A 20,798-nucleotide genomic window follows, 5' to 3' on the forward strand; every position below is an offset into this window, starting at 1 on the left:
GTGTCGGTGCGGCGGAGCACCGCCCTGTCGGCGGCACTGCTCTGCACGCTCGTGTTCTCGCTGGGTTGGCTGGGGATTCGCGAGTTCTTGAGCAGCCAGCTGACCAACGGCGCGGTGAACGCGACGCGCACCGAGCTGGACCGGATGGCCGCCGCCTATCGCGTCGCGTCCCTGGGTGGCGGCCGTCCCGCGCTGGCCGCGGTAGGCATGTCCGGCGGTGCGATGTTCGAGGTCGTCGCGGACTCCGGGCAGGCGGTGGTGAGCAGCGCGAACCTGCGCCGCTTGGATCCGGCGTGGACACCGCTGCCGCCGGCCCCGGCCGGAGCGCCGGCGGACTGGACGACCACGATGAGAGTGCCGCTGCGGCCCGGCGACCATCCGCATTGGCGCGAATACCGCACGTACACCGTGCTGGGCCGCGTGGTCGACGACGTGCCGGCCGATCTGGTGGAGCCGCCCGGCCGCGAAGGATCCACATTGGATGCCAGGCTGCGCGGTGCGGATCCGGCGAAGCGCCAGCGACTCACGCTGTACCTGTTCGTGTCGCCGTGGAACGCGCTCGGCACGCTGGGCAACTTCGACGACACGCTGGCGTTCTTCGTCCCGTTCGCAGTGCTGCTCACGGCGCTGGCCGCGTGGTTCGCGTCCGGGCGCGCGCTGCGCCCCGTGGAAGCGATCCGCCGGGAACTCGCCGAGGTCAGCGAGAGCCAGCTCGACCGGCGCGTGCCGGTGCCTCGCTCCCGCGACGAGGTCGCCCGGCTGGCACGAACGACGAACGCGACGCTCGACCGCCTGCAGCACGCGCACGACCAGCAGGAACGTTTCGTCGCCGACGCCAGCCACGAGCTGCGCAGCCCGCTCGCGAACCTGCGGGCCGGCCTGGAGGTCGCGCTCGCGCACCCGGACCGGGTGGACTGGCCCGAGGTGGCCCACCGGTCGCTGCTCGACGTCCAGCGCCTGCAGCGCATCACCGCGGATCTGCTGCAACTCGCCGTCGACCCGGCCGGGCAGCCGGCGCCGTCAGCCGTCGTCGACCTCGCGGATGTGGTGGCGGAGCAGGTCGCCGAGCGCTCGTTCGACCCCGGTGGCCGCACGGTGCGATCCATTGTGGACGGCCCGGCGCCGGTGGCCGGCGAACCCGTGCAGCTCGAACGACTGCTGCGGAACCTCCTGGACAACGCGGTGCGGCACGCGCACTCCGCCGTCACCGTGCGCGTCGGTCAACAGGCGGACGAGGTCGTCCTCGAAGTGCTCGACGACGGCCCCGGGATCCCCGTCGAAGACCGCGAACGCGTCTTCGGCCGCTTCGCCCGGCTGGACGACGCTCGCACGCGAGACGCCGGAGGCTCGGGTCTCGGCCTGACACTCGCCCGCGACATCGCCACCCGGCACGGCGGATCCCTCCGCGCGGAGGACAGCGAAACGGGAGCCAGACTGGTCGCGAGGCTGCCGTCCGCCCGGCGGACAGACGGCAACGCGCCGCCCTGAGCCCAGCGCGGCTCGCGCCACGGCACTCCGAACCGGTCCGCGGCCGGATGGCCTCGCAGGGCGGTGACCTGGTCGCGGGCGTCCACCTCTACCATTCCGTGGGTGGCCGCCTACGACGATCTCGACGTGTTCGAGCACCTGGACCCCTCGACCCTGCCGCTGCGGCAGCAGCGAATCCTGGTCACCATCCGGGATTGGGTGATACGGCACGGGTATTCGCCGAGCACTCGGCAGATCGGCGATGCCGTCGGCCTGCGGTCGTCCTCGTCGGTGTCGAAGCACCTGGCGAGCCTGGAGGAGAAGGGTTTCCTCCGGCGCAGCAACACGATGTCCCGGCCGATCGACGTGCGCGCATTCCTCCGGGAACCCTCCACACGGGAGTCCGCCGAGCACTCCGTGCCCGTGCCGGTGGTCGGCGACATCGCCGCCGGAACTCCCATCTCGGCGGTGGAGCACGTCGACGACGTGCTGACGTTGCCCCGCGAACTCACCGGGCGCGGCAACGTCTTCGGCCTCCGGGTGCGCGGTGACTCGATGATCGACGCCGCGATCTGCGATGGCGACATCGTCGTGGTGCGCCAGCAATCCGAGGCCCACTCCGGACAGATCGTCGCCGCGATGATCGACGACGAGGCCACCGTCAAGGTGTACCGCCGCCGCAACGGCCACGTGTACCTCGAACCGCGCAACCCGGCTTACGAGGTCATCGACGGCGACAAGGCCGCCGTGCTGGGCACGGTCGTCTCGGTGCTGCGCAGCGTCTAATGAGGTTTTTCCAACCTCGTTTTGGGTGGCGGTGCGGGTGGCGGAACCTCAGGTGCCTTCTCGCTGTGGGATCCCCGACATCATGAATGCCAATTCACCACGTCGGGGCTGTCCTCGCGAGAAGACACCTGAGAACCCGCGGCGGTGCGAGTTGCGAGGGTGGGCCAAGCGGCTGCGCCGCTTCAAAGACAAAACCCCGCGTCACCACACCTCACACCACGACCCTAAGACCAGCCTCTATGACTCCGGCGCGTTCATCGCGGGCGGGGATCCCGGGCGAGGGCGAAGCCGCTCGCCGCTGCGGCGAGCAGCAGCGCGGAGCCGAAGAGGTAGACGGCGGTGATGCCGAGCGCGTCGGCCAGGAGACCGCCGAGGAGGAGGCTCACGAGCCTGCCCGCCTGGAACAGCGAGTCCAGCGCGGCGAAGACGCGCCCCCGCACCGTCTCGTCGGCGTGGGTCTGCACCAGGCTGGTGAAGGCGATGGTTCCCGTCGAGGTGCCCAGGCCGTAGAGCAGCAGCGACGCGGCGGCCAGAACGGGCCATGTCGTCACGGCCAGCAGCACGTTGACCAGGCCGCGCAGCCCGAACGAGGCGAACACGACGTTCGGGCCGACGCGGCCGCGCAAGGTCCGGGTCAGCAGGAAGGGACCGGCGACGGCGCCGACGGCGATAGCCGCCAGCAGCCACCCGAAACCCTGCGGGCCGAGGCCGAGCTGCTCCCGGGCGAGGACGACGAGCAGGGCGCTGATGGCCCCGGCCGACAGCGCGGCGAGCAGCTGAGCGGCGGCCAGCGCCCGCAGCAACCGATCGGCGACGAGCAGGCGCGCGCCGTCGAGGGAGTCGCGCAGCCAGCCGCGAGTGATCGCGGCGGCGCGGTGACCGGGCACCGTCAAGCCGGTGAGCAGCACGGCACTGGCGGCGAAGGAGGCGGCGTTGACCCAGAAGGCGACGGCGAAGCCGGCTGCTGCGGCGAGCACTCCGGCCAGCGGTGCGAGCGCGATCTGGGCGATGACGGCGGTGGTCCAGATGCCGGAGTTGGCGGCGACGAGCTCGCGCTCGCCGACCAGCGCGGGTAGCAGGCTGTTGGCGGCGGGGTTGAAGAACACCGTGCCGGCGGAGAGCGCGAACGCGATCGCATAGATCGCGAGCACGTGCGCATCGACCAGGGGCAGCGTCGCGGCGAGTGCCATGCGAACCAGATCCGCCGCGATCATGACCCGGCGCCGGGGCCAGCGGTCGACGACGATGCCGGCCAGGGGAGCGAACAGCAGCACGGGCAGGACGTCGGCGATCACCACGCCGGCCACGCCCGTTCCGGAGCCCGTGCGGTCCAGCACCAGCAGGAGCAGCGTCACGCCGGCCAGGACGTCCCCGGCGCGCGATATCACCGCGGCGGCCCACCACCGCCGGTAGACCGGCCGCGCGAGCAGCGCCCGCACCGTGATCCGGTCGTGCTCCGCCGCTGGCATCGCGCTGGGCTCGTCCGGTTCCTACCGGGTGTCGCGGGGATGCGGGCGCGGCGCGAGCACTTCCGCGACCGGCCTGGTCTCCGCGTTGGCGGCTCGCACGACCTCGGCCACGATCTCGTGGTCCGGCGAGAGGATGCAGACCGGGTCCGTGCGGGCCGCGTCGCCGGTGAGCAGGAACGCCTGGCAACGGCAGCCGCCGAAGTCGATCTCGCGTCGCGGGCAGCTGCGGCACGGCTCGGGCATCCAGTCGGTGCCGCGGAAGCGCTGGAACAGCGGCGATTCGTCCCAGATCCACGCCAGCGACTTCTCGCGCACGTTCACGCGCGGCAGCGGCAGCGAGTGGGCGGCGGGGCAGGGCAGGGCATCGCCGTTGGGCACCACGGTGAGCTGCAGCTTCCCCCACCCGCCCATGCAGGGCTTGGGGTAGTCGAGGTAGTAGTCGGGGAGGATGTAGAGGAGCTCCGCCCGCCCCTCCAGGCGTTTCCGCGCGGCGCGCACGACTTCCTCCGCCCGTTCGACCTGCTTCCTGCTGGGCAGCAGCGCGGCGCGGTTGTGCAGGGCCCAGCCGTAGTACTGGGTGTTGGCGAGCTCGATGCGGTCGGCGTCCAGCCACTCGACCAACGCGATGATGTCGGGGATCCGGTCGATGTTCTGCCGGTGCAGGACGACGTTCACCGTCAGCGGCCAGCCCATCTCCTTCACCGTCCGGGCCGCCGCGATCTTGCGCTCGAACGAAGGAGTGCCGGCGATGCGGTCGGACAGGGCCGCCTCGTAGGCCTGGACGCTGATCTGCACGTGGTCGAGGCCGGCGGCCCGAAGCTGCTCCGCCCGGCGCGGCGACAGGCCGATCGCGCTGGTGATGAGGTTGGTGTACAGGTCCAGCTCGCCGGCGATGCGCACGATCTCCACCAGGTCCCGGCGCTGGAGCGGCTCACCGCCGGAGAGGTGCAGCTGCACCACGCCGAGCTCGCGGGCCTCGGTCAGCACCCGCTGCCACTCCGCCGTGGTCAGCTCGTCGCCGTAGTCGGCCAGGTTGAGCGGGTTGGAGCAGTACGGGCAGTGCAGCGGGCACGCGTAGGTGAGCTCGGCCAGCAAACCGAACGGTCTAGTCATCGTCGGCCTCCACGTACCGCTTGACGGCGAGGCGGGTGAGGAACTGCGCCACCTCGTCGTCGGCCACGTGGTCGTAGCGGGAGCTCAGCTTCGCCACGATCTCGGCGACCGTCCGCTGCCCGTCGCACAGGTCGAGGATGGCCGCGCCCGTCGTGTTCAGGACCGTTACCGACTCCGGCCCCAGCAGCATGTACCGCTTGCGAGACCGCTCGAACCCCAGGCGCACGTGCGCCGCCAGCCTCGGCCGGCTCGACGGGCGCACCGCCGTGCTCATCGCGGTCTCGCAGCGCTGATGGCCGGGCGCCGGGCTTCCGGCGCCCGTGCATCGACTGCCGGTCGTCCCACCGCGCCTAGTCCTCCAGCCGCGAGACGTACATCGTGACCTCTGAGGCGCACGCGACTTCTTCGAACTCAGGCGTCTCCCATTCGACTTCGTCGAACTCTGGGGGCTCCCATTCGATAAGAGCGGACCGAGCAGCATCTGATTTCATGACTGGCACCTCCATCTCCGCGGACGAGCGCGTCCCCGGGCGGCGACCGTCGACTGGGCTGCAGGCGTGCTCCGAGCATGGCCGAGGCGGACGCGATGTCCAGTGCCGGCGGCGCCAACCGCGATCGACACGCCCCCCGACCTCGCCTGGGCCCCCAACACGTCCCCGCCGCGCGGGACCCACCGCAGGTGCAGGATAGCCCCGCGCCGACGGCCTCCGTAAGGGCACAAGAAACCGAAATCGGCAGGTCATCAACGGTGCTCGTGCAGGCGCCAGGTTTCCTTGAGGGCACCCGCGGTGACGGTGATCGTGTCGGTCAGGGTATGTCGGAGAAATCGGGTGCGTCGTTGGAGATCACGCTGTGCAGCCCTGCGTGGGCGTCATGGGCGTTGGCGGCGGCGCGCGGCAGCATGGTTGCTTCGTAGCCGGCCACGGCGGTGGCGAGATCGGGGGAGTCGATGACGGCTCGGGCGAGGTCGGCGCCGTCGAGCATCGCCGTGTTGGCGCCGAGCCCGGAGATCGGTGACATGAGGTGCGCGGCGTCGCCGAGGAGCGTCACGCCGGGAACGGTGCCCCAGGCGTGCGGGATCGGCAGCGCGTACATGGGGCGGCTGATGAAGGAGTCGTCGCAACTGGTCAGCATGGAGCGCAGGCCGGGTGCCCAGTCGTGGAACATGTCGAGCAGCGCGGTGCGCACGGCGGCGGGGTTCGCGGCGTCGATGCCGCGCCGGGCGGTCCAGCCGAGGTCGTCGCGGAAGATGATGTAGACGCGGATGTTGTTGCGCGCGTTGCGTTGTGCGAACAGGCCTTTGTCGTCGGAGGTGGCGAACATGGACCCGGGGCCGACGAGTTCGGAGATGCCGGTGTGGGAGTCGGCGTCGCTGATCTGGATCTCGACGAACATGACGCCTTCGTAGAACGGCGTGGCCGGTGAGACGAGTGGGCGGACCCTGGACCACGCGCCGTCGGCGCCGATGAGGAGATCGGCCTCCGCGGTGTGCCCGTCGCGGAAGTGGAGCCGGTGGCGCCCGCCGCCGGCCGGCGTGGCGTGGTCGAGAACGCTGTCGTAGCGGATCGTTCCCGGCGCCAGGGAACCGAGCAGGAGTTCGCGCAGGTCGCCGCGGTCTATTTCGGGGCTGTGCATGTCGCCTTCGTCGGGGACCCGTCGCATGAGGACCGTGGCGTGCTTGTCGGCGGCGCGCATTTCCTGGCCTTCTGGCCGGGCGATCTTCAGGAAGTCCTCGAGCAGCCCGGCCGCGGCGAGTGCCGCCTGGCCGGTGTCCTTCTGCATGTCCAGGGTGCCGCCCTGGTCACGGGCGTGCGCGGAGGCGTCGCGTTCGTAGACGGTGGGGGTGAGGCCGGCTCGTTGCAGGATGCGAGCGGCGGTGAGCCCTGCGGGCCCGGCGCCGATGATGGCGATGCGCGGGTGGGGCGTGGTCATGGTCGGTCTCCGTACTGGTGTGCGATGCGTGTGGGTGCGCAGTGGCTGCGTCGGCGGATCGGGGAGTGCCGCGGACGGCGCGGATCAGAGGTTCGAGCGTCGCGCTGCGCGGCTCCAGTTGAAGAACACCACATCGAGTATAAAAGTGCAACAGTTCAACTTTTTGCACTGTTGCACTCTCGGGTAGTGTTCGTGGCATGACCGAAAGCGCGATGGGGCGGCGGGAGCGGAAGAAGGCGGCCACCCGTCAGGCCCTGGCCGACGCCGCCATGGAGCTGTTCCTCCTGCGCGGCTTCGACCAGGTCAGCGTTCGCGAGATCGCCGACGCCGCCGACGTGTCGACGACGACGCTGTTCAAGCACTTCCCCGGCAAGGAAGCGCTGGTCTTCGACGAGGACGTCGACCACGAGGCCGAGCTCGTCGCGGTCGTCCGGGACCGCGCGCCCGGCGAATCCATCCCGGCCGCGCTGCGCCGGTACGTGCTGGAGGCTGTCGAGCGGGTCCGCGGCGATCCGCGGTGGGCGTCGTTCGTGGCGCTCAGCGAGTCCAGCAATGCGTTGCGCTCCTACGCCGACCGAATGTGGATGCGCCACCGAGCCGCGCTCGCCGCCGCGATCGCGGAACAGGCGGGATGCGCCGGCGACGATCCCAGGTGCGCCGCCCTGGCGCATTTCGCGCTGCAAACGCGCGCACTGGCCCGCGGCCCCCAACCCGAAGAGGCCGTCGCGGCAGCGTTCGACCTGCTCGAAAACGGTTGGCGCGCTGCTGAACAGGAATCCGAGCGCAGCTGACATGGTCCGCGGCAGCAGGCAGGCCCGTGGAGCGCGCCCAGTGATTAGCACGTGGACAGGTGGACGGCCTCAAGTTCGGGCAGATCTGGGCGGTCGGGCCCCGCCTGAGGGGCTTCGGGCAGCTTCTGCCGTGACAGGTCCTCCAGGAGTTGCCAAGGCTCACACCGAGAAACCAACACTGTATGGTCCATTGTGGATGAAACGCGGCGATCGGTTCTTGGTGGCGCCGTTCGTCTCAACTGGTGAACACGTTTTGCGGGCTGCGATCGAACCGCTACTCTTCGGCTCATGATCCGCTTGGTTATCCGCCGGCACGTCGATTACGTGCGCGTGACCACTTCTGCGTGTTGATCCTCTGATTCCTCGGGCCATCGCCCGGGAATTTCGCAGTTCTGCGCTTCCGCTCGGGTCTCGTGACCCGCTGCCGGCGGAACCGCGGAGCTCCGAATCGCCCTTCTCGCAACGCTTCTCGGCGGAACCTCCGTCGATCACTCCAGGCCGCGCCGCCGTGATGTGGCTGGCGCATGCCGTTTTTCTCAGGAGACACGCATGAGTTCCGACGCTTCTTCCGCCGCCCTCGACCAGTCTTCGTGGTCGTTCGACACGCTTCAGGTGCATGCCGGCGCCGAGCCCGACCCGGCGACCGGTGCGCGCGCGGTGCCGATCTACCAGACCACGTCGTACGTCTTCCGGGACACCGAACACGCCGCGAACCTGTTCAACCTCAGCGAATCCGGCAACATCTACACGCGGATCAACAACCCCACCCAGGCGGCCCTCGAGAACCGGGTGGCGGCGCTGGAAGGCGGCGTGGCGGCGGTGGCGCTGGCGTCCGGCCAGGCGGCCGAGACGCTGACCATCCTCACCCTGGCGCAGGCCGGGGATCACGTGGTTTCCAGCTCTTCGCTGTACGGCGGCACCCACAACCTCCTCCGGCACACGCTGCCGAAGCTGGGCATCGAGGTCAGCTTCGTCGAAGACCCCGACGACCTCGACGCCTGGCGAGCCGCCGCGCGCCCGAACACGAAGCTGTTCTTCGCCGAAACACTCGGCAATCCGCGCGCCAACGTGCTGGACGTGCGGGCGGTCGCCGACGCGGCGCACGAAGCCGGAGCCCCGCTCGTCGTCGACAACACCATCGCGACGCCGTACCTGCAGCGGCCGATCGAGCACGGAGCGGACATCGTCGTGCACTCGGCGACGAAGTACCTCGGCGGCCACGGCACCGCCATCGGCGGCGTGGTCGTCGACGGCGGCACCTTCGACTTCGGCGCCCACGCCGAGCGGTTCCCGGGATTCGTCGAACCTGACCCGACCTACCACGGCCTGCAGTACTGGCCCGCCCTCGGCCACGGCGCCTTCGCGGCGAAGCTGCGGGTGCAGGGGCTGCGCGACCTCGGTCCCGCCATCTCGCCGTTCAACGCCTTCCTCCTGTTGCAGGGACTGGAAACGCTGTCGCTGCGGATCGAGCGGCACACGCGCAACGCGCAGATCCTCGCCGAATGGCTCAGCGAGCGCGACGAGGTCGAATCGGTGCACTACGCCGGTCTCACCTCCAGCCGGTGGTACGACGCCGGACAGAAGTACCTGCCTCGCGGCGCGGGCGCCGTCGTGTCGTTCGAACTTCGTGGAGGCACGTCCGCCGGGCGCGCATTCGTCGACGGCGTGCAGCTGTTCAGCCACCTGGTGAACATCGGCGACGTGCGCAGCCTCATCGCGCACCCGGCGAGCACCACGCACAGCCAGCTCAGCGAGCAGGACCAGCTGCTCGCCGGTGTCACGCCGGGTCTCGTCCGGCTATCGGTGGGCATCGAAGCCGTCGAGGACCTCAAGGCCGACCTCGAAGCCGGCTTCCGCGCGGCCAAGGCCGAGCTGGAGCGATGAGCGGACCGCAGGCGACCGGCTCCCTTCCCGCCACCGGGGCGTGGCGGGAAGGGAGCCCGGGCGGTCGGCGCCGGTGGCTGCGCCTGCGCGAGCCGCTGCGGCTGGAAGCCGGCGGCGAACTCCCGGCGGCCAGCCTGGCCTACGAGACCTGGGGGCGTCTCAACCGCGATGCCTCGAACGCGGTGCTGGTGCTGCACGCACTGACCGGCGACAGCCACGTCGCCGGTCCGGCCGGTGACGGCCACCCGAGCCCGGGCTGGTGGGACGCGCTCGTGGGGCCCGGCCGGGCGCTCGACACCGATCGGTGGTTCGTCGTCGCCCCGAACGCGATCGGCGGCTGCCAGGGAAGCACCGGCCCGGCTGGCGCCGCGCCCGACGGAAGGCCTTGGGGCGGCAGGTTTCCCGCTATCACCGTGCGGGACACGGTTCGTGCGGAAGCACAACTCGCCGACGAGCTTGGGGTGCGGGTGTGGGCGGCGGTGATCGGTGGCTCGTTCGGCGGGATGCGCGCGCTGGAATGGGCCGTCACCTACCCGGACCGGGTGTCGGCGGCGCTGCTGCTGAGCTGCTGCGCCGTGGCCTCGGCGGAGCAGATCGCCTGGTCCTCGGCGCAGATCCAGGCGATCCGCTCGGATCCGGACTGGCTGGGCGGCCACTACCACGACCTGCCTGCCGGTCGCGGTCCGCACGCCGGGCTGGGCGTTGCCCGGCGGATCGCGCACATCACCTACCGCAGCCCGCAGGAGCTGCAGGACCGCTTCGGCACCGACCACCAGGACGGCGAACACCCGCGGCGCGGCGGCCGATACGCCGTCGAGTCCTATTTGGACCACCACGCCGACAAGCTGGTGCGGCGGTTCGACGCGGCCAGCTACGTGACGCTGGCCCAGGCGATGTCCGGGCACGACGTGGGCCGGGGGAGAGGTGGAGTCGAGGCGGCGCTGAGCCGGATCCGGGCCCGGACCTGCGTCGCCGGTGTCGACAGCGACCGCCTCTTCCCGCTGCACCAGCAGCGCCGTCTCGCCGAGGGAACTCCCGGCGCCGGGCCGCTGCGCACCATCGCCTCGCCGCACGGCCACGACGGGTTCCTCATCGAGACCGCACAGGTCGCCGAGCTGGTCCGCGAACTGCTGCCGGATCGCGGACCGGCACGGCTGCAACCGGCGGGCTGACGCCTTGCCCACGAGCCTCGACCGGGCTCCTGATCACCAGGCGGCAACTCGGGGAGGTGCCAATTTCACGAGAAATTGCGCTATCTCAGGGTGACGGAAGCTGTCACGCGATGTGATCGCCGCGGTGCGTTTGAGCAGGTGGTGGTCAATTTCGCGAGAAATTGACCGTCACCCGGATGAACGTCGATTTCTCGCGAAATTGCGCCCTTCCGGTGTCGGACCGCTCATTGCGGGATACGGCGCTAGTTCTTCAACTGCTCGCGAGAGCTGACGCCGAGCTTTCGCAGCACCCTGGCGGCGTGCTGTTCGACGGTGCGCGGCGAGAGGAACAGGATTTCGGCGATCTCGCGGTTCGTGTGGCCGCAGGCGAGCAGCCGGGCCACCTCCTCCTCGCGCGGCGAGAGCTCGTCGCCGTAACCACGGCGGCCCCGGCGGGAGGGCTTGCCGCCGCCCGCGCCGCGCAGCAGGTGGCGGCACCTGGCCGCGTCGCGCGTGGCTCCGAGGCGGTCGAACACGTCGACCAGCGCGGACAGCTCTTCGCTCGCCGGTCCCGGATCGGTGGGCAGCAGGCACGCGGCCGCTCGTTCGGCGACCATCGCCGCGTAGTAGGGCACCGGCAGTTCCTCGTAGTGCGCGATCGCGGCGCGGTAGTGCGCCACCGCCGCGGGCAGGTCTCCCCGGTGTTCGGCCAGCCGACCGCGGCACTGAGCCAGCGCCGCCACCGCGAGCGGCACGCTCAGACCCGCGATTCCCGCGGCGATCTCGTCCACCAGCCGCACCGCGTCCGCTTCGCGGTCCGCCGCCAGGTACACCGCGACCGCGACCGGGCCCAGCTCGCCGCTCCACGCCCAGACCCCCTTGCGCCGCAGGATGTCCAGCCCGCGTTCGACGTCCGCGCACGCCTTCGCCGGCTCGTCCTGGGACAGCAGGGTCCAGGCCAGCCCCGCGCAGCCGGCGATCGCGACCGGGCTGATCGCCTCGTCCGGGGCGAAGGCGCCCGTTTCGGTGAGGTGGCTCGTCGCGGTCGCCCACTCGCCGCGAGCCGCCGCGAGCGAACCCAGCACCAGGCTCAGCTCGCTGACCACCGGGAACAGGTCCCGGTACTCGTCGAGCATCCGGCGCGCCCGCTCGTCGAGCCCGGCCCATTCGCCGGCCAGCCAGTCCAGCCGGGTCCGGGTGGCCCGGGCCGTGCTGATCACGAACGGGGCGCCGCAGCGGGTGGCGATCCGAAGGCCGCCGCGCAGCAGCTCGTCGGCGATCCGCAGGTGCCCGGTCCACTCGCACGCGTCGGCCAGGTTGCAGCGCAGCCGCGCGAGGTGGCGCTGCTCGCCGACCGTCGCCACCTCCTCCGGCAGCTCGTCGAGCGAGGCGAGCACGGTGGCGTCGCCGAGGTGCATGCGGGAGCCGAATTCGTTGGCCTGCAACGACAACCGCAGTTCGTCATCGGCCTTCGACCGGTACTCGGTGAGCCGCGCGAGCCACGGCCGGATCTCGTCGAGCGAGGTCTGCCCGACGTAGGGCATCGCCAGCACCGCGGTGCCGCGCGCGGCCAGGTCTGGGCGCTCCGACAGCTCGTTGATCGCCCGTTCGACCTCCGACCGGGCCTCCACCAGCCCACCGGCCTGCCGCAGCAACAGCAGCCCCCGGTACAGCCGCACCTCGCCGCGCGCCGACGTGGACAGCCGCCGGTCGCTGAGCAGGCGTTCCAGCGTCTCGGTCGGATCGTGCTGGTCCAGGCCGGTGTGCGCGATCTGCCCGAGCTTGATCGCGAGCCGGTCGACGTGCTCGGCGGGCAGCTCCGGTTCCTTCAGCAGCCGCTGCAGCAGCTCGGTGGCGGTCGCCGCGTCGCCGATCTCGGCGGCCCGGTCGGCGGCCGCCTCCCCGTAGGAAAGCCACTCCGACACCCGGCCGGCGCGCTCGCTGTGCTCGGCGAGCTGCTTCAGCGGTTTGGGCTCGACGCCGGCCAGCACGTCGATCGCGCGCGCGTGCAGATGCGCGCGATCGGGGCCGCCGATGGTGTCGTACACGGCTTTCCTGGCCAGCGAATGCCGAAAGCCGTAACCGCCGTCCAGCTCGTGCAGCACGTGTCCGCTCAACGCGTGCGTCAGCGCGGTGCGCAGCCGTGGCTCCGGGACGCCGGCGACCGCGCCGAGCAGTCCTTCCGTAGCGGGCGCGCCGAGCACCGCGGCCGTCTCGACGAGCCTGGTCGCCGCGGTCGGCAGCACGGCAAGCCGTTCGGCCATCGCATCCCGCAGCAGCACCGGCACCTCGACCGCGTCGAGCAGCCGGCGGGCGGCGGCGCCGTCGGTGCGCACCGTGCCGACGGTGTTGCGCAGCGCCCGCAACGTTTCTTCGACGACGAACGGGACTCCGGCCGTGCATTCGTGCAGCCGGGCGGCGAACTCCGCGGACACCTGCTTCTCGCCGAGGATCGCCTCGGTCAGCGCGCGGACGTCGTCGACGCCGAGCGGGCTCAGCGCCAGCACCACGCTGACCACGCCGTTGGGCGGCCGGTACGCGCCGCCCAGCGGCAGGCCGCCGGGCACGTCCTCGCGCCGGTAGGTCACCACGATCGTCAGGTTCGGCGGCGGGTCGCTCATCAGGAACCGCACCAGCTGCCGGGTGCCGTCGTCGGCCCACTGCAGGTCCTCGATGGCGAGCAGCACCGGGCCCAGCGCGCCGACCAGCTCGCGCACCGCGCGGAACAACCGGTGCCGCTCCGCGCGCGGGTCGCCGAGCGGGTCCGGCGCCGGCGGCAGGTGCTCGGCGATCTCCGGGAGCAGCGGGCCGAGGACGCCGGTGACCGGGCTCAGCTCCGGCCGGCGCGCGGGCCTCGCGCCACGCAGCGCCTCCAGAACCGCGCCGTACGGGAACGGTTCACCTACCTGACGGCAGTACCCGATGAGCGACGTGGCTGGTCCGAGCTCGCCGGCGAGCACCTCGGTCAGCAGCCGGCTCTTGCCGACCCCGGCCTCGCCCTCGATCAGCACCACGGCCGGGTGCAGCACGGCCACTGCCTGCAGCGATGCGAGCTGCTCGGCGCGCCCGACCAGCACGGGTGAGCTGGTCCGGATCTGCGGGCGAACGGGGCGCCGGGTGCGTGCCATGTGCTCTCCACTCGCCGAAAGACAAGTACCCCTACGTAATGAAATACGGATTGATCATCATTAGGACATCAGCCGATCGTGTCGGAACTGGCTGTGCGTCACTACCTCCGTATGGCAGCCACAACTTAAGAGGGAGCACCCGACATGCGACAAGGACGCAAGATCCGGCTGACCACCGCGCTCGGCGCGGGCGTGCTGGCCGCGGCGCTGACCGCCGCACCGGCCACCGCCGCCCCGACCGGCACGATCCTCCCCGCCGCCAACCCGGTTGCCGGCAGCTACATCGTGGTGCTGAAGGACCTGAACGCGAGCGCGGCCTCGACCACGAGCACCACCGCCCGCCTCGTCGCGCAGTACGGGGGCACCACGACCGCCACCTACACCTCGACCATCCGCGGCTTCGCGGCGAAGCTCGACGAGGCCTCGGCCAAGCGGCTGGCCAGCGACCCGGCGGTCGCGTACGTGCAACAGGACGGCGTCGCCCGGATCACCGGCACCCAGCAGAACGCCACCTGGGGCATCGACCGCATCGACCAGAACAACCTGCCGCTCGACCGCACCTACACCTACCCGAACACCGGGTCGGGGGCGACGGCCTACATCCTCGACACCGGCGTGGACAAGCGGCACCCCGACTTCGAGGGCCGCGTCAGGGACGGCCGTGACTTCATCGACAACGACGCCGACGCCTCCGACTGCCAGGGCCACGGCACGCACGTGGCCGGGACCGTCGGCTCGAAGACGTACGGCGTGGCGAAGCAGGTGAAGCTGGTCGCCGTCCGCGTGCTCGACTGCCAGGGTTCGGGTCAGTACTCCCAGATCATCTCCGGCATCGACTGGGTGGCCCGCAACGCCACCAAGCCCGCGGTGGCGAACATGAGCCTCGGCGGTGGCGGTGACACCGCGACCGACAACGCGGTGCGGAGGGCGATCCAGAGCGGCGTCACCTTCGCCGTGGCGTCCGGGAATTCCAACACCGACGCCTGCAGCTCGACGCCGGCCCGCGTGCCGGAGGCGATCACGGTCAACGCCACCGACCGGCAGGACAGCCGGTCGACGTTCTCCAACTACGGCCGCTGCACCGACATCTTCGCGCCGGGCACCGACATCACGTCCACCCTCAACGGCGGCGGCGCGGGCGGCATGAGCGGCACGTCGATGGCCACCCCGCACGTGGCGGGCGCGGTCGCGCTGTACCTGACGGCGAACCCGTCGGCGACGCCCGCGCAGGTGCGTGACGCGCTGGTGAACAACGGAACCCAGAACGCGGTGCGGAACCCGGGCCCCGGCTCGACGAACCGCCTGCTGCACGTCGGCTTCATCAGCGGCGGCGCCGCTTACTGATACCGACCGGTGAAAACGGAAGGCCCCGACTGCAGGCGGGGCCTTCCCCCGTTTTCGCATAGCGGAGCCCTGATGTGGCCCGCTAGTGATTGAGGTGATCCAGCATCATCCGAATCGCGAAAGGCGCGCGTTGCCGCTGGTCAAGTGCCGTGAGTGTTTTGGGGTGCCATAGCGCCCCAAAGCGCTCACGGGTACGCAGAACCGAACCGAACTCCCTCAGCTTCTCGATCAGCAGCATCCGAGACGGTTCTTCGGCCAGCGTAAGCCTTTCTACCGCCGCGAACGCCCGGAACATGGGTGCAGTGTCCGCTTCTTGATCGTGGTATGTCGATGGCCCGTAGAGAGCCGGGACGAACGCGATTCTCGGCGCTGATGTCCCGAAGTCAAGCGTGATCAGCCCGCCGCCAAGCAGCGGATTGTCCGGCACGCTGCTCGGCAGCACGCGAACCGCAACGTCGGAAGGCGCCGCGCTTCGGCGGGGCCTTCCTCGGTGTTAGCGGGACGTTGCACGCTTCGGGCGTTTGAGCATGGCCTGCGCCATGGCGACCTGGCTCGGGGCCAGCGAGGTGGCTCCGTCTTCGACGTCCCACAGGCTGTTCTGCAGCACGCGCCCGAGGGTCCAGCCCGCCGCGCGCTCCCGGTCCAGGCCGAGCGCTTCGGTGAGCAGGTCGAACCGCCGGTGCACGACGCGGATCGGGTCTCCGGTGGCCACCACCGCGTCCCACTCGCTGTCCAGGGCGGGCCACAGGTCGAACCCGGGGTCGCCCGCCAACGGCTCCGGGTCGATCGCCAGCCACGGTTCCCGCTCGCCCGCGAGAACGTTGCCGTAGTGCAGATCCCAGTGCAGCAGCCGGTCGCCGGGCTCGTCGACCAGGTCGGCGAGCGCGGCGGCGCACGAGCGCAGCAGCCGTTGATCGGCCGCGTCGGTCAGCGCGGAAACCGCATTGGGCACCTGGTCGAGCATCTCGGTGGCGATCTCGCCGAGCCCCCGCAATCCCTCCGGCGCGGGCACGGCCGTCAGCCGGCGCAGCAGCTCGGCGAGGATGCCCATCGCCACGTCGTCGTCCGCGACGGAGGCCAGGGTGCGCGAGCCGTCCAGGCGTTCCAGCAGCATCGTGCAGTTCGCCGGATCGTGGTCGAGGAGCCGCACGATCCCGTTGCCGTCCCAGATCCCCAAACCGAGGAGCGCGGCCCTGGTTTCCTCCTTCGGCATCTGGAATCTCAGCACCGCGCGTTCCCCGTCCGCCCGGAGCACGGGCACCACCAGCGAGGCCTCCCCGGCGGCCAACTCCCCATCGGGAGAGAGGTTCCACTTCTCCAGGTACTCGGCGACCTGACCGGGCAACGCGGCGATCCAGGCCCTCCCCGCCTCGTTCCCGTTGTGGGACGCCAGCAAGGTGTCCGGGACGTCGGATGCGCGCATGTCGGGATTTCCCTTCGGAAGCAGGACTTTCCGCCGACCAATGTACGGGCGGAACGGGCGCGACGCCGCAAGCGGTGTCGGCTGCTTGCGGCGTCGCGGGTCGTCAGGCGTGGGTGACGACGAGGGTGACTCCGGCTTCTCCGCCGCAGTCGACGAAGACCGGGCCCACGCCGTTGCCCACGCGCTCGCTCAGCCGGCCCTTCGCGATGAACGAGGCGGGGTTGTCGTCGACGATGCGCACGTCTTCCAGCACCGGCGTCGTTTCCGAGTAGCCGCTGAGGACGGCCTTGAGACCGGTTCCGCCGCCGCAGTCGCCGGTGATGGTCACTTCCTGGCCCCGCCACACGGGATTCGGCGTGACCTGGACCTGCGCCCTGGCCCCTTTGGGCGGGACGGGTTCGGTGTTCGCGCCGGGCTCGGGCGCGGCGAACGCTCCGCTGCTGGTAGCGGTGATCGCGCCCGCTGCGACGGTAAGTCCGATTGCGGTGATGGAGGTCTTCTTCAGCACGACAGCACCCTTCCGCGATTTTCGTCCTGTTAGGACTCGATTGGTTTCGGTCGTCCCGCCGGAGTGGTGTCGCTCCGGCAGGATCTGGCCGTAAGTCGTGGCGGTAACCGGGCCGGGTTCTCCCGCCGCCAAACTGTGATCTAAGCCACTCGAAGAACCGTCGGGTGTGCCAGCGTCGTCTTCCCGGGCGTGAGAGGAAACGGGGTGCCGATGGCTTCGCTGGACGAAGCGCAGCTGGTACGTCGCATCGCGAGAGGCGACCGCGCAGCCTTCGAGGAGCTGTACCGGCGCACGTCGCCTTGGCTGGCGGTGCGGCTGCGCCGCAGGTGCGCGGACCAGCAGCTCGTCGCCGAGGTGATGCAGGAGACCTACCTCGCCGTGTGGCGCGCCGGCGGGGCGTTCGCGGGAGACGCCGTGAACGGCACCGCCGTGGGCTGGCTGTGGACCATCGCCGCGCGCCGCCTCGTGGACGGTTTCCGGCGGCAGGCCCGGCATGCGCGGGTGCCCGCGGTCACCGCGGAGGCGGCGAGCGTTCCCGCCGCCGAGGACGACGCGTTGGCGAGCGAGGTCGGCGGAACGGTGGGCGACGCGCTCCAGCGGTTGGCTCCGGAGCTGCGGCAGGTGCTGCAGGCGATGGTGCTGGACGGGCTGTCGGTCCGGGAAACCGCGCTGCTGCTCGGTGTTCCCGAAGGAACGGTGAAGACCCGCGCCCGACGGGCGCGGATTGCGATGCGGGAGGCGCTGTCATGAGGGCACGCGAACACGATGGCGATCACATCGCGGCCGAATTGGTGCGGCGCTACGTCTGCGACGATCCCGCGCTGACGGTCGACGAGACCTGGGCGGTGGAGGCTCATCTGGAGTCGTGCGCGGCGTGCCGGGAACAGCTTGCATCCGGCGTCGCGGAGCACGCCGGTGACGTGACGGCGCTGCTGGAGGGCGTGTGGGCCGAGCTGGATCCCGCGGTGGCCGCGAGCGCGCCGCAGCCCGCCGGGAACCGGTGGCTGCGGCACCTGCACGCCTGGGCCTCGCCGGTGATGCTGCCATGGTTCGGGATGACCGCGCTCATGCTCCTGCTGGCCCTCGCGGTCGACGCCTGGACCCCGTTGCTGCGCGAGGGTTACCCGTCCATGGTGCTGCTGCTCGCTCCGGTGGCGCCGCTGTCGTGCGTGGCGGCGGCCTGGTCGCGCGGGCTGGATCCGGCTCACGAAGTGCTGGCCGGTGCCGCGCGCGGGGGAGTGGAGCTGGTGCTGCGTCGCACCGCGGCCGTGCTGGTCGTGGTCATCCCGTTGCTGCTGGTGGTGGGCTGGGCGGCGGGCACGTCCCCGGCCCGGTGGTTGCTGCCCTGCCTGGCCTTCACGGTGGGATCGCTGGCGCTCGGCAGCTTCGTCGGAATCGCCAGGGCGGCGTTCGGGCTCATCGCGCTGTGGGCCGGGGCGGTCATCCTGCCGAGCCTGTTCGCGGCCGGTTCGCCGCTCCCGCTGGAGCCGTCGGCCACCCCGATCTGGGGCGCGGCTCTCGTGGTCGGCGCGGTGGTGCTGGCGGCGCGCTCGCGCGCCTATGCCTGGCTCGGCAGCCAGTGAACACAGGAATCCATTGTGGACATCAGGAGGATGCGATGGCACGCGTGGTGAGCGCGGAGGAGATCGCGCCCACGACCTACGCCGCGGCGATCCGCGCCGAAGGGCTGCGGGTGCGGGCAGGGTTGCGGATGGCGGTCAACGGCCTGGACCTGTCGTTCGGCACTGGCGTGCACGGTCTGCTCGGCCCCAACGGCGCGGGCAAGACGACGCTGATGCGCGCGTTGGCGACGGTCGTGCGGCCCGCCGGCGGCACCCTGGAATTGCTGGGGCAACACATCGGCCGAGGGCACGAGTTGCGCCAGGTCCGCCGGCGGCTCGGCTACCTTCCGCAGAACTTCGGCTTCTACCGGCGATTCACGCTCCGCGAGTTCACCGAGTACATGGCTTGGCTCAAGGAGGTCCCGAAGCAGGAGCGGCCGGGCGCGGTGCAACGCGCGATCGAGCTGGTCGGGCTCGCCGACCGGGCCGACCACCGGATGCGGACGCTCTCCGGCGGGATGCTGCGTCGCGCCGGCATCGCCCAGGCCATCGTCAACGACCCGGAGATCCTGCTGCTCGACGAGCCGACCGCGGGCCTGGATCCCGAGCAGCGGCTGCGGTTCCGCGAACTCCTGCACCGGATCGGCCAGGACACCTGCGTGCTGGTCTCCACGCACCTCGTCGAGGACGTCGCCGCCGTGTGCGCCGACGTGACGCTCGTCGACCACGGCCGCCTGGTGTTCCGCGGAACGCGTGCGGAACTCGTCGGAGCAGGCGACGAGAACCATCCTGGCGACAGCCCGGCGGAGCGGGGCTACTCGGCGCTGCTGGCCGCGCACCGCGGTGATTCCGAACGGCGTGGGGGATCCTGGTGAGCGCGCGGATGGTGCGGATCGAGCTGCGTCGCTCCAGCGCACTGGCGACCGGCACGGCGATCTTCGTGATCACGGTGGCGTTGCTGTACCTGCTGAGCAACGGCCCTTGGCAGAAGTCGACCGGCGCCTGGCACCTGCAATGGGATTCCTTCGTCTACTACCTGCGTTTCATGCACTTCGTGCTGTTGCCGGTGGCGCTCGGCGGAGGCGCTCTGCTGGGGATGCGAGACCGCCGTAGCCATGTTCAGGAGCTGTTCGCGTCGGCGCCGCGGCCCGCGTGGCAACGATCGGCCCACACCGCTGTGGCGGTGTGCCTGGCGATGGTCGCCGCCTCGGCCGCGATCCTGGTGGCGGGTGGCGTCTCGGTGGTGGCCAACGGTGGCTTCTTCCACCTCGGCTGGCTGCCGGTCGCGGCGGTCGGGGCGCTGTCGCTGGTCGCCGCCGGATGGCTCGGCATGGGCGTCGGCAGGCTGCTGCCGTCGTTGCTGACTCCGCCCGTGGTGGCGGCCGCCGGATTCGCGGTGCTGACCTACGCGCATTCCACGACGATTTCCGCAGAGGCCTACGACGCGCCGCGGTCGAGCGTGCCGGAGCTGCTCACGCCGATGCTGGCGGGGACGACGCGCAACGCCTTCATCGCGGTGTCGGGCACGGTGAGCGCAGTGCAGCTCGTGTGGTTCGCCGCGGTGGCGACGACGGCACTCGGTCTGCTGACCGCGAGCCGGCTCGGAACCCGGATCGCCGTGCTGCTGCCGGCCGCGCTCGGGATCGCGGTGGCGGTGACCGCTTTGCCCCGCGACGCCGAGGCCGTCTACGTCATCAACGAGGAGGCGACGGCGTTGGTGTGCACCGAAACCGGCGACGTGTGCGTCACCCGCGCACACGCCGACAAGCTGGATGCCCTCACCGGGCCGGCGCGGGATGCCCTGTCCCGGCTGGGCAGGCTGCCCGACGCGCCCAAGGCCGTCGCGGAGATCCCGACCCGCGGCATGGACAAGACCACCCGGCACGTTCCGCCGGGCGTGCTCCCGCTGGACTTCGACGAACTCGAACTCGCCGACGAGGACTCGACGTCGGTGCGGATCGGCCTCCTGAGCGGCACCGACCCGGGATGCGACACGTGGTACGGCGACGAGTCGCAGGCCGCCCGCACGATCATCGCGTCCTGGTTCGTCGACGAGTTCACGCCGCTGCCCGACTATTCCGGCCGCGAAGGCGAGATCCGGCAGCTGGCGGAACCGGCCTGGCAAGCCCTCCGCGCCCTGCCGCCGGAAGCCCAGCCCCAGGAGGTGGCGGAGCTGCGCGCGACCACCCAGTCCTGCCAACCCGATCCGCTCGCCGTCCTCGCCCCGGGCGCGTGATTCC

18 protein-coding genes and 1 pseudogene are annotated in these 20,798 nt (G+C 71.1%); 10 read left to right on the top strand and 9 right to left on the bottom strand.

The features are described from left to right. Window positions 1-1,488 carry an ATP-binding protein gene (locus AB0I53_RS12225; RefSeq protein ID WP_358600562.1) on the top strand — a complete coding sequence of 496 codons (1,488 nt, stop codon included), beginning with the start codon at window positions 1-3 and terminating at the stop codon, window positions 1,486-1,488. A 102-nt stretch (window positions 1,489-1,590) separates the two neighbouring features. After that, a complete protein-coding gene (gene lexA / locus AB0I53_RS12230; RefSeq protein WP_358381128.1) occupies window positions 1,591-2,253 on the top strand; it encodes a transcriptional repressor LexA in 663 nt (220 codons plus the stop codon). Window positions 2,254-2,507: 254 nt separating this feature from the next. On the opposite strand, the gene AB0I53_RS12235 is transcribed toward lexA, so the two are convergent. The 5 genes from AB0I53_RS12235 to AB0I53_RS12255 all read right to left on the bottom strand — a co-directional run bounded on the left by AB0I53_RS12235 (window position 2,508) and on the right by AB0I53_RS12255 (window position 6,767). Continuing rightward, window positions 2,508-3,722 carry an MFS transporter gene (locus AB0I53_RS12235; RefSeq protein ID WP_358600564.1) on the bottom strand — a complete coding sequence of 405 codons (1,215 nt, stop codon included), beginning with the start codon at window positions 3,720-3,722 and terminating at the stop codon, window positions 2,508-2,510. A 21-nt stretch (window positions 3,723-3,743) separates the two neighbouring features. Continuing rightward, a complete protein-coding gene (gene pqqE / locus AB0I53_RS12240) occupies window positions 3,744-4,835 on the bottom strand; it encodes a pyrroloquinoline quinone biosynthesis protein PqqE (protein WP_358600567.1) in 1,092 nt (363 codons plus the stop codon). Continuing rightward, window positions 4,828-5,109 (bottom strand): pyrroloquinoline quinone biosynthesis peptide chaperone PqqD, encoded by a 282-nt coding sequence (gene pqqD, locus AB0I53_RS12245; RefSeq protein ID WP_358600570.1) that lies wholly within the window; start codon window positions 5,107-5,109, stop codon window positions 4,828-4,830. Before pqqD ends, pqqE begins: the two co-directional genes overlap by 8 nt. A gap of 76 nt (window positions 5,110-5,185) precedes the next feature. Then, the gene (gene pqqA / locus AB0I53_RS12250) at window positions 5,186-5,326 is read right to left on the bottom strand and encodes a pyrroloquinoline quinone precursor peptide PqqA (RefSeq protein ID WP_358600573.1); all 141 of its coding nucleotides are present in this window, start codon (window positions 5,324-5,326) and stop codon (window positions 5,186-5,188) included. A 316-nt stretch (window positions 5,327-5,642) separates the two neighbouring features. Further along, window positions 5,643-6,767: an NAD(P)/FAD-dependent oxidoreductase gene (locus tag AB0I53_RS12255; protein ID WP_358600576.1), complete on the bottom strand. Its 1,125-nt coding sequence runs from the start codon at window positions 6,765-6,767 to the stop codon at window positions 5,643-5,645. 197 nt (window positions 6,768-6,964) lie between these two features. On the opposite strand from AB0I53_RS12255, the gene AB0I53_RS12260 reads away from it, so the two are divergent. The 3 genes from AB0I53_RS12260 (at window position 6,965) to AB0I53_RS12270 (ending at window position 10,614) form a co-directional block, all read left to right on the top strand. Continuing rightward, on the top strand, window positions 6,965-7,558 hold the full coding sequence (locus AB0I53_RS12260) for a helix-turn-helix domain-containing protein (protein WP_358600579.1): 594 nt from the start codon (window positions 6,965-6,967) through the stop codon (window positions 7,556-7,558). A gap of 549 nt (window positions 7,559-8,107) precedes the next feature. Next, a complete protein-coding gene (locus AB0I53_RS12265) occupies window positions 8,108-9,442 on the top strand; it encodes a bifunctional o-acetylhomoserine/o-acetylserine sulfhydrylase (protein WP_358600582.1) in 1,335 nt (444 codons plus the stop codon). Continuing rightward, a complete protein-coding gene (locus AB0I53_RS12270) occupies window positions 9,439-10,614 on the top strand; it encodes a homoserine O-acetyltransferase (RefSeq protein ID WP_358600584.1) in 1,176 nt (391 codons plus the stop codon). The genes AB0I53_RS12265 and AB0I53_RS12270 overlap by 4 nt, the downstream gene beginning before the upstream one ends. A 242-nt stretch (window positions 10,615-10,856) precedes the next feature. Here the strand turns inward: AB0I53_RS12270 and AB0I53_RS12275 are convergent, their stop codons facing one another. Further along, window positions 10,857-13,721, bottom strand: a complete 2,865-nt coding sequence (locus tag AB0I53_RS12275) for an AAA family ATPase (RefSeq protein WP_358600587.1) — start codon at window positions 13,719-13,721, stop codon at window positions 10,857-10,859. A gap of 144 nt (window positions 13,722-13,865) precedes the next feature. Here AB0I53_RS12275 and AB0I53_RS12280 point away from each other — a divergent pair, with 144 nt between their 5' ends. Then, window positions 13,866-15,065 carry a S8 family serine peptidase gene (locus tag AB0I53_RS12280; RefSeq protein WP_358600589.1) on the top strand — a complete coding sequence of 400 codons (1,200 nt, stop codon included), beginning with the start codon at window positions 13,866-13,868 and terminating at the stop codon, window positions 15,063-15,065. An 82-nt stretch (window positions 15,066-15,147) separates the two neighbouring features. Here AB0I53_RS12280 and AB0I53_RS12285 read toward each other — a convergent pair. From AB0I53_RS12285 to AB0I53_RS12295, 3 genes and pseudogenes are all read right to left on the bottom strand, one after another. Beyond that, window positions 15,148-15,513: pseudogene (locus AB0I53_RS12285) on the bottom strand (Scr1 family TA system antitoxin-like transcriptional regulator); the annotation flags it as partial. A gap of 45 nt (window positions 15,514-15,558) precedes the next feature. Continuing rightward, complete coding sequence (locus tag AB0I53_RS12290; RefSeq protein ID WP_358600592.1) at window positions 15,559-16,488, bottom strand: aminoglycoside phosphotransferase family protein; 930 nt, start codon at window positions 16,486-16,488, stop codon at window positions 15,559-15,561. Between the two features lie 103 nt (window positions 16,489-16,591). Next, window positions 16,592-16,996 (bottom strand): hypothetical protein, encoded by a 405-nt coding sequence (locus AB0I53_RS12295; RefSeq protein WP_358600594.1) that lies wholly within the window; start codon window positions 16,994-16,996, stop codon window positions 16,592-16,594. Window positions 16,997-17,206: 210 nt separating this feature from the next. Between AB0I53_RS12295 and AB0I53_RS12300 the strand changes: the two genes are divergently transcribed. The 4 genes from AB0I53_RS12300 to AB0I53_RS12315 are packed head-to-tail and all read left to right on the top strand — an operon-like array spanning window position 17,207 to window position 20,794. After that, the gene (locus tag AB0I53_RS12300; RefSeq protein ID WP_358600596.1) at window positions 17,207-17,746 is read left to right on the top strand and encodes a sigma-70 family RNA polymerase sigma factor; all 540 of its coding nucleotides are present in this window, start codon (window positions 17,207-17,209) and stop codon (window positions 17,744-17,746) included. Continuing rightward, the gene (locus AB0I53_RS12305) at window positions 17,743-18,579 is read left to right on the top strand and encodes a zf-HC2 domain-containing protein (RefSeq protein ID WP_358600598.1); all 837 of its coding nucleotides are present in this window, start codon (window positions 17,743-17,745) and stop codon (window positions 18,577-18,579) included. The genes AB0I53_RS12300 and AB0I53_RS12305 overlap by 4 nt, the downstream gene beginning before the upstream one ends. Before the next feature lie 35 nt (window positions 18,580-18,614). Then, a complete protein-coding gene (locus tag AB0I53_RS12310) occupies window positions 18,615-19,433 on the top strand; it encodes an ABC transporter ATP-binding protein (protein WP_358600600.1) in 819 nt (272 codons plus the stop codon). After that, entirely contained in the window at window positions 19,430-20,794 is a 1,365-nt protein-coding gene (locus AB0I53_RS12315) for a hypothetical protein (protein ID WP_358600603.1), read from the top strand. Before AB0I53_RS12310 ends, AB0I53_RS12315 begins: the two co-directional genes overlap by 4 nt. Window positions 20,795-20,798: the final 4 nt, after the last annotated feature.

The sequence above is a fragment of the Saccharopolyspora sp. NPDC050389 genome (assembly GCF_040655595.1).
Classification (GTDB): Bacteria; Actinomycetota; Actinomycetes; order Mycobacteriales; family Pseudonocardiaceae; genus Saccharopolyspora.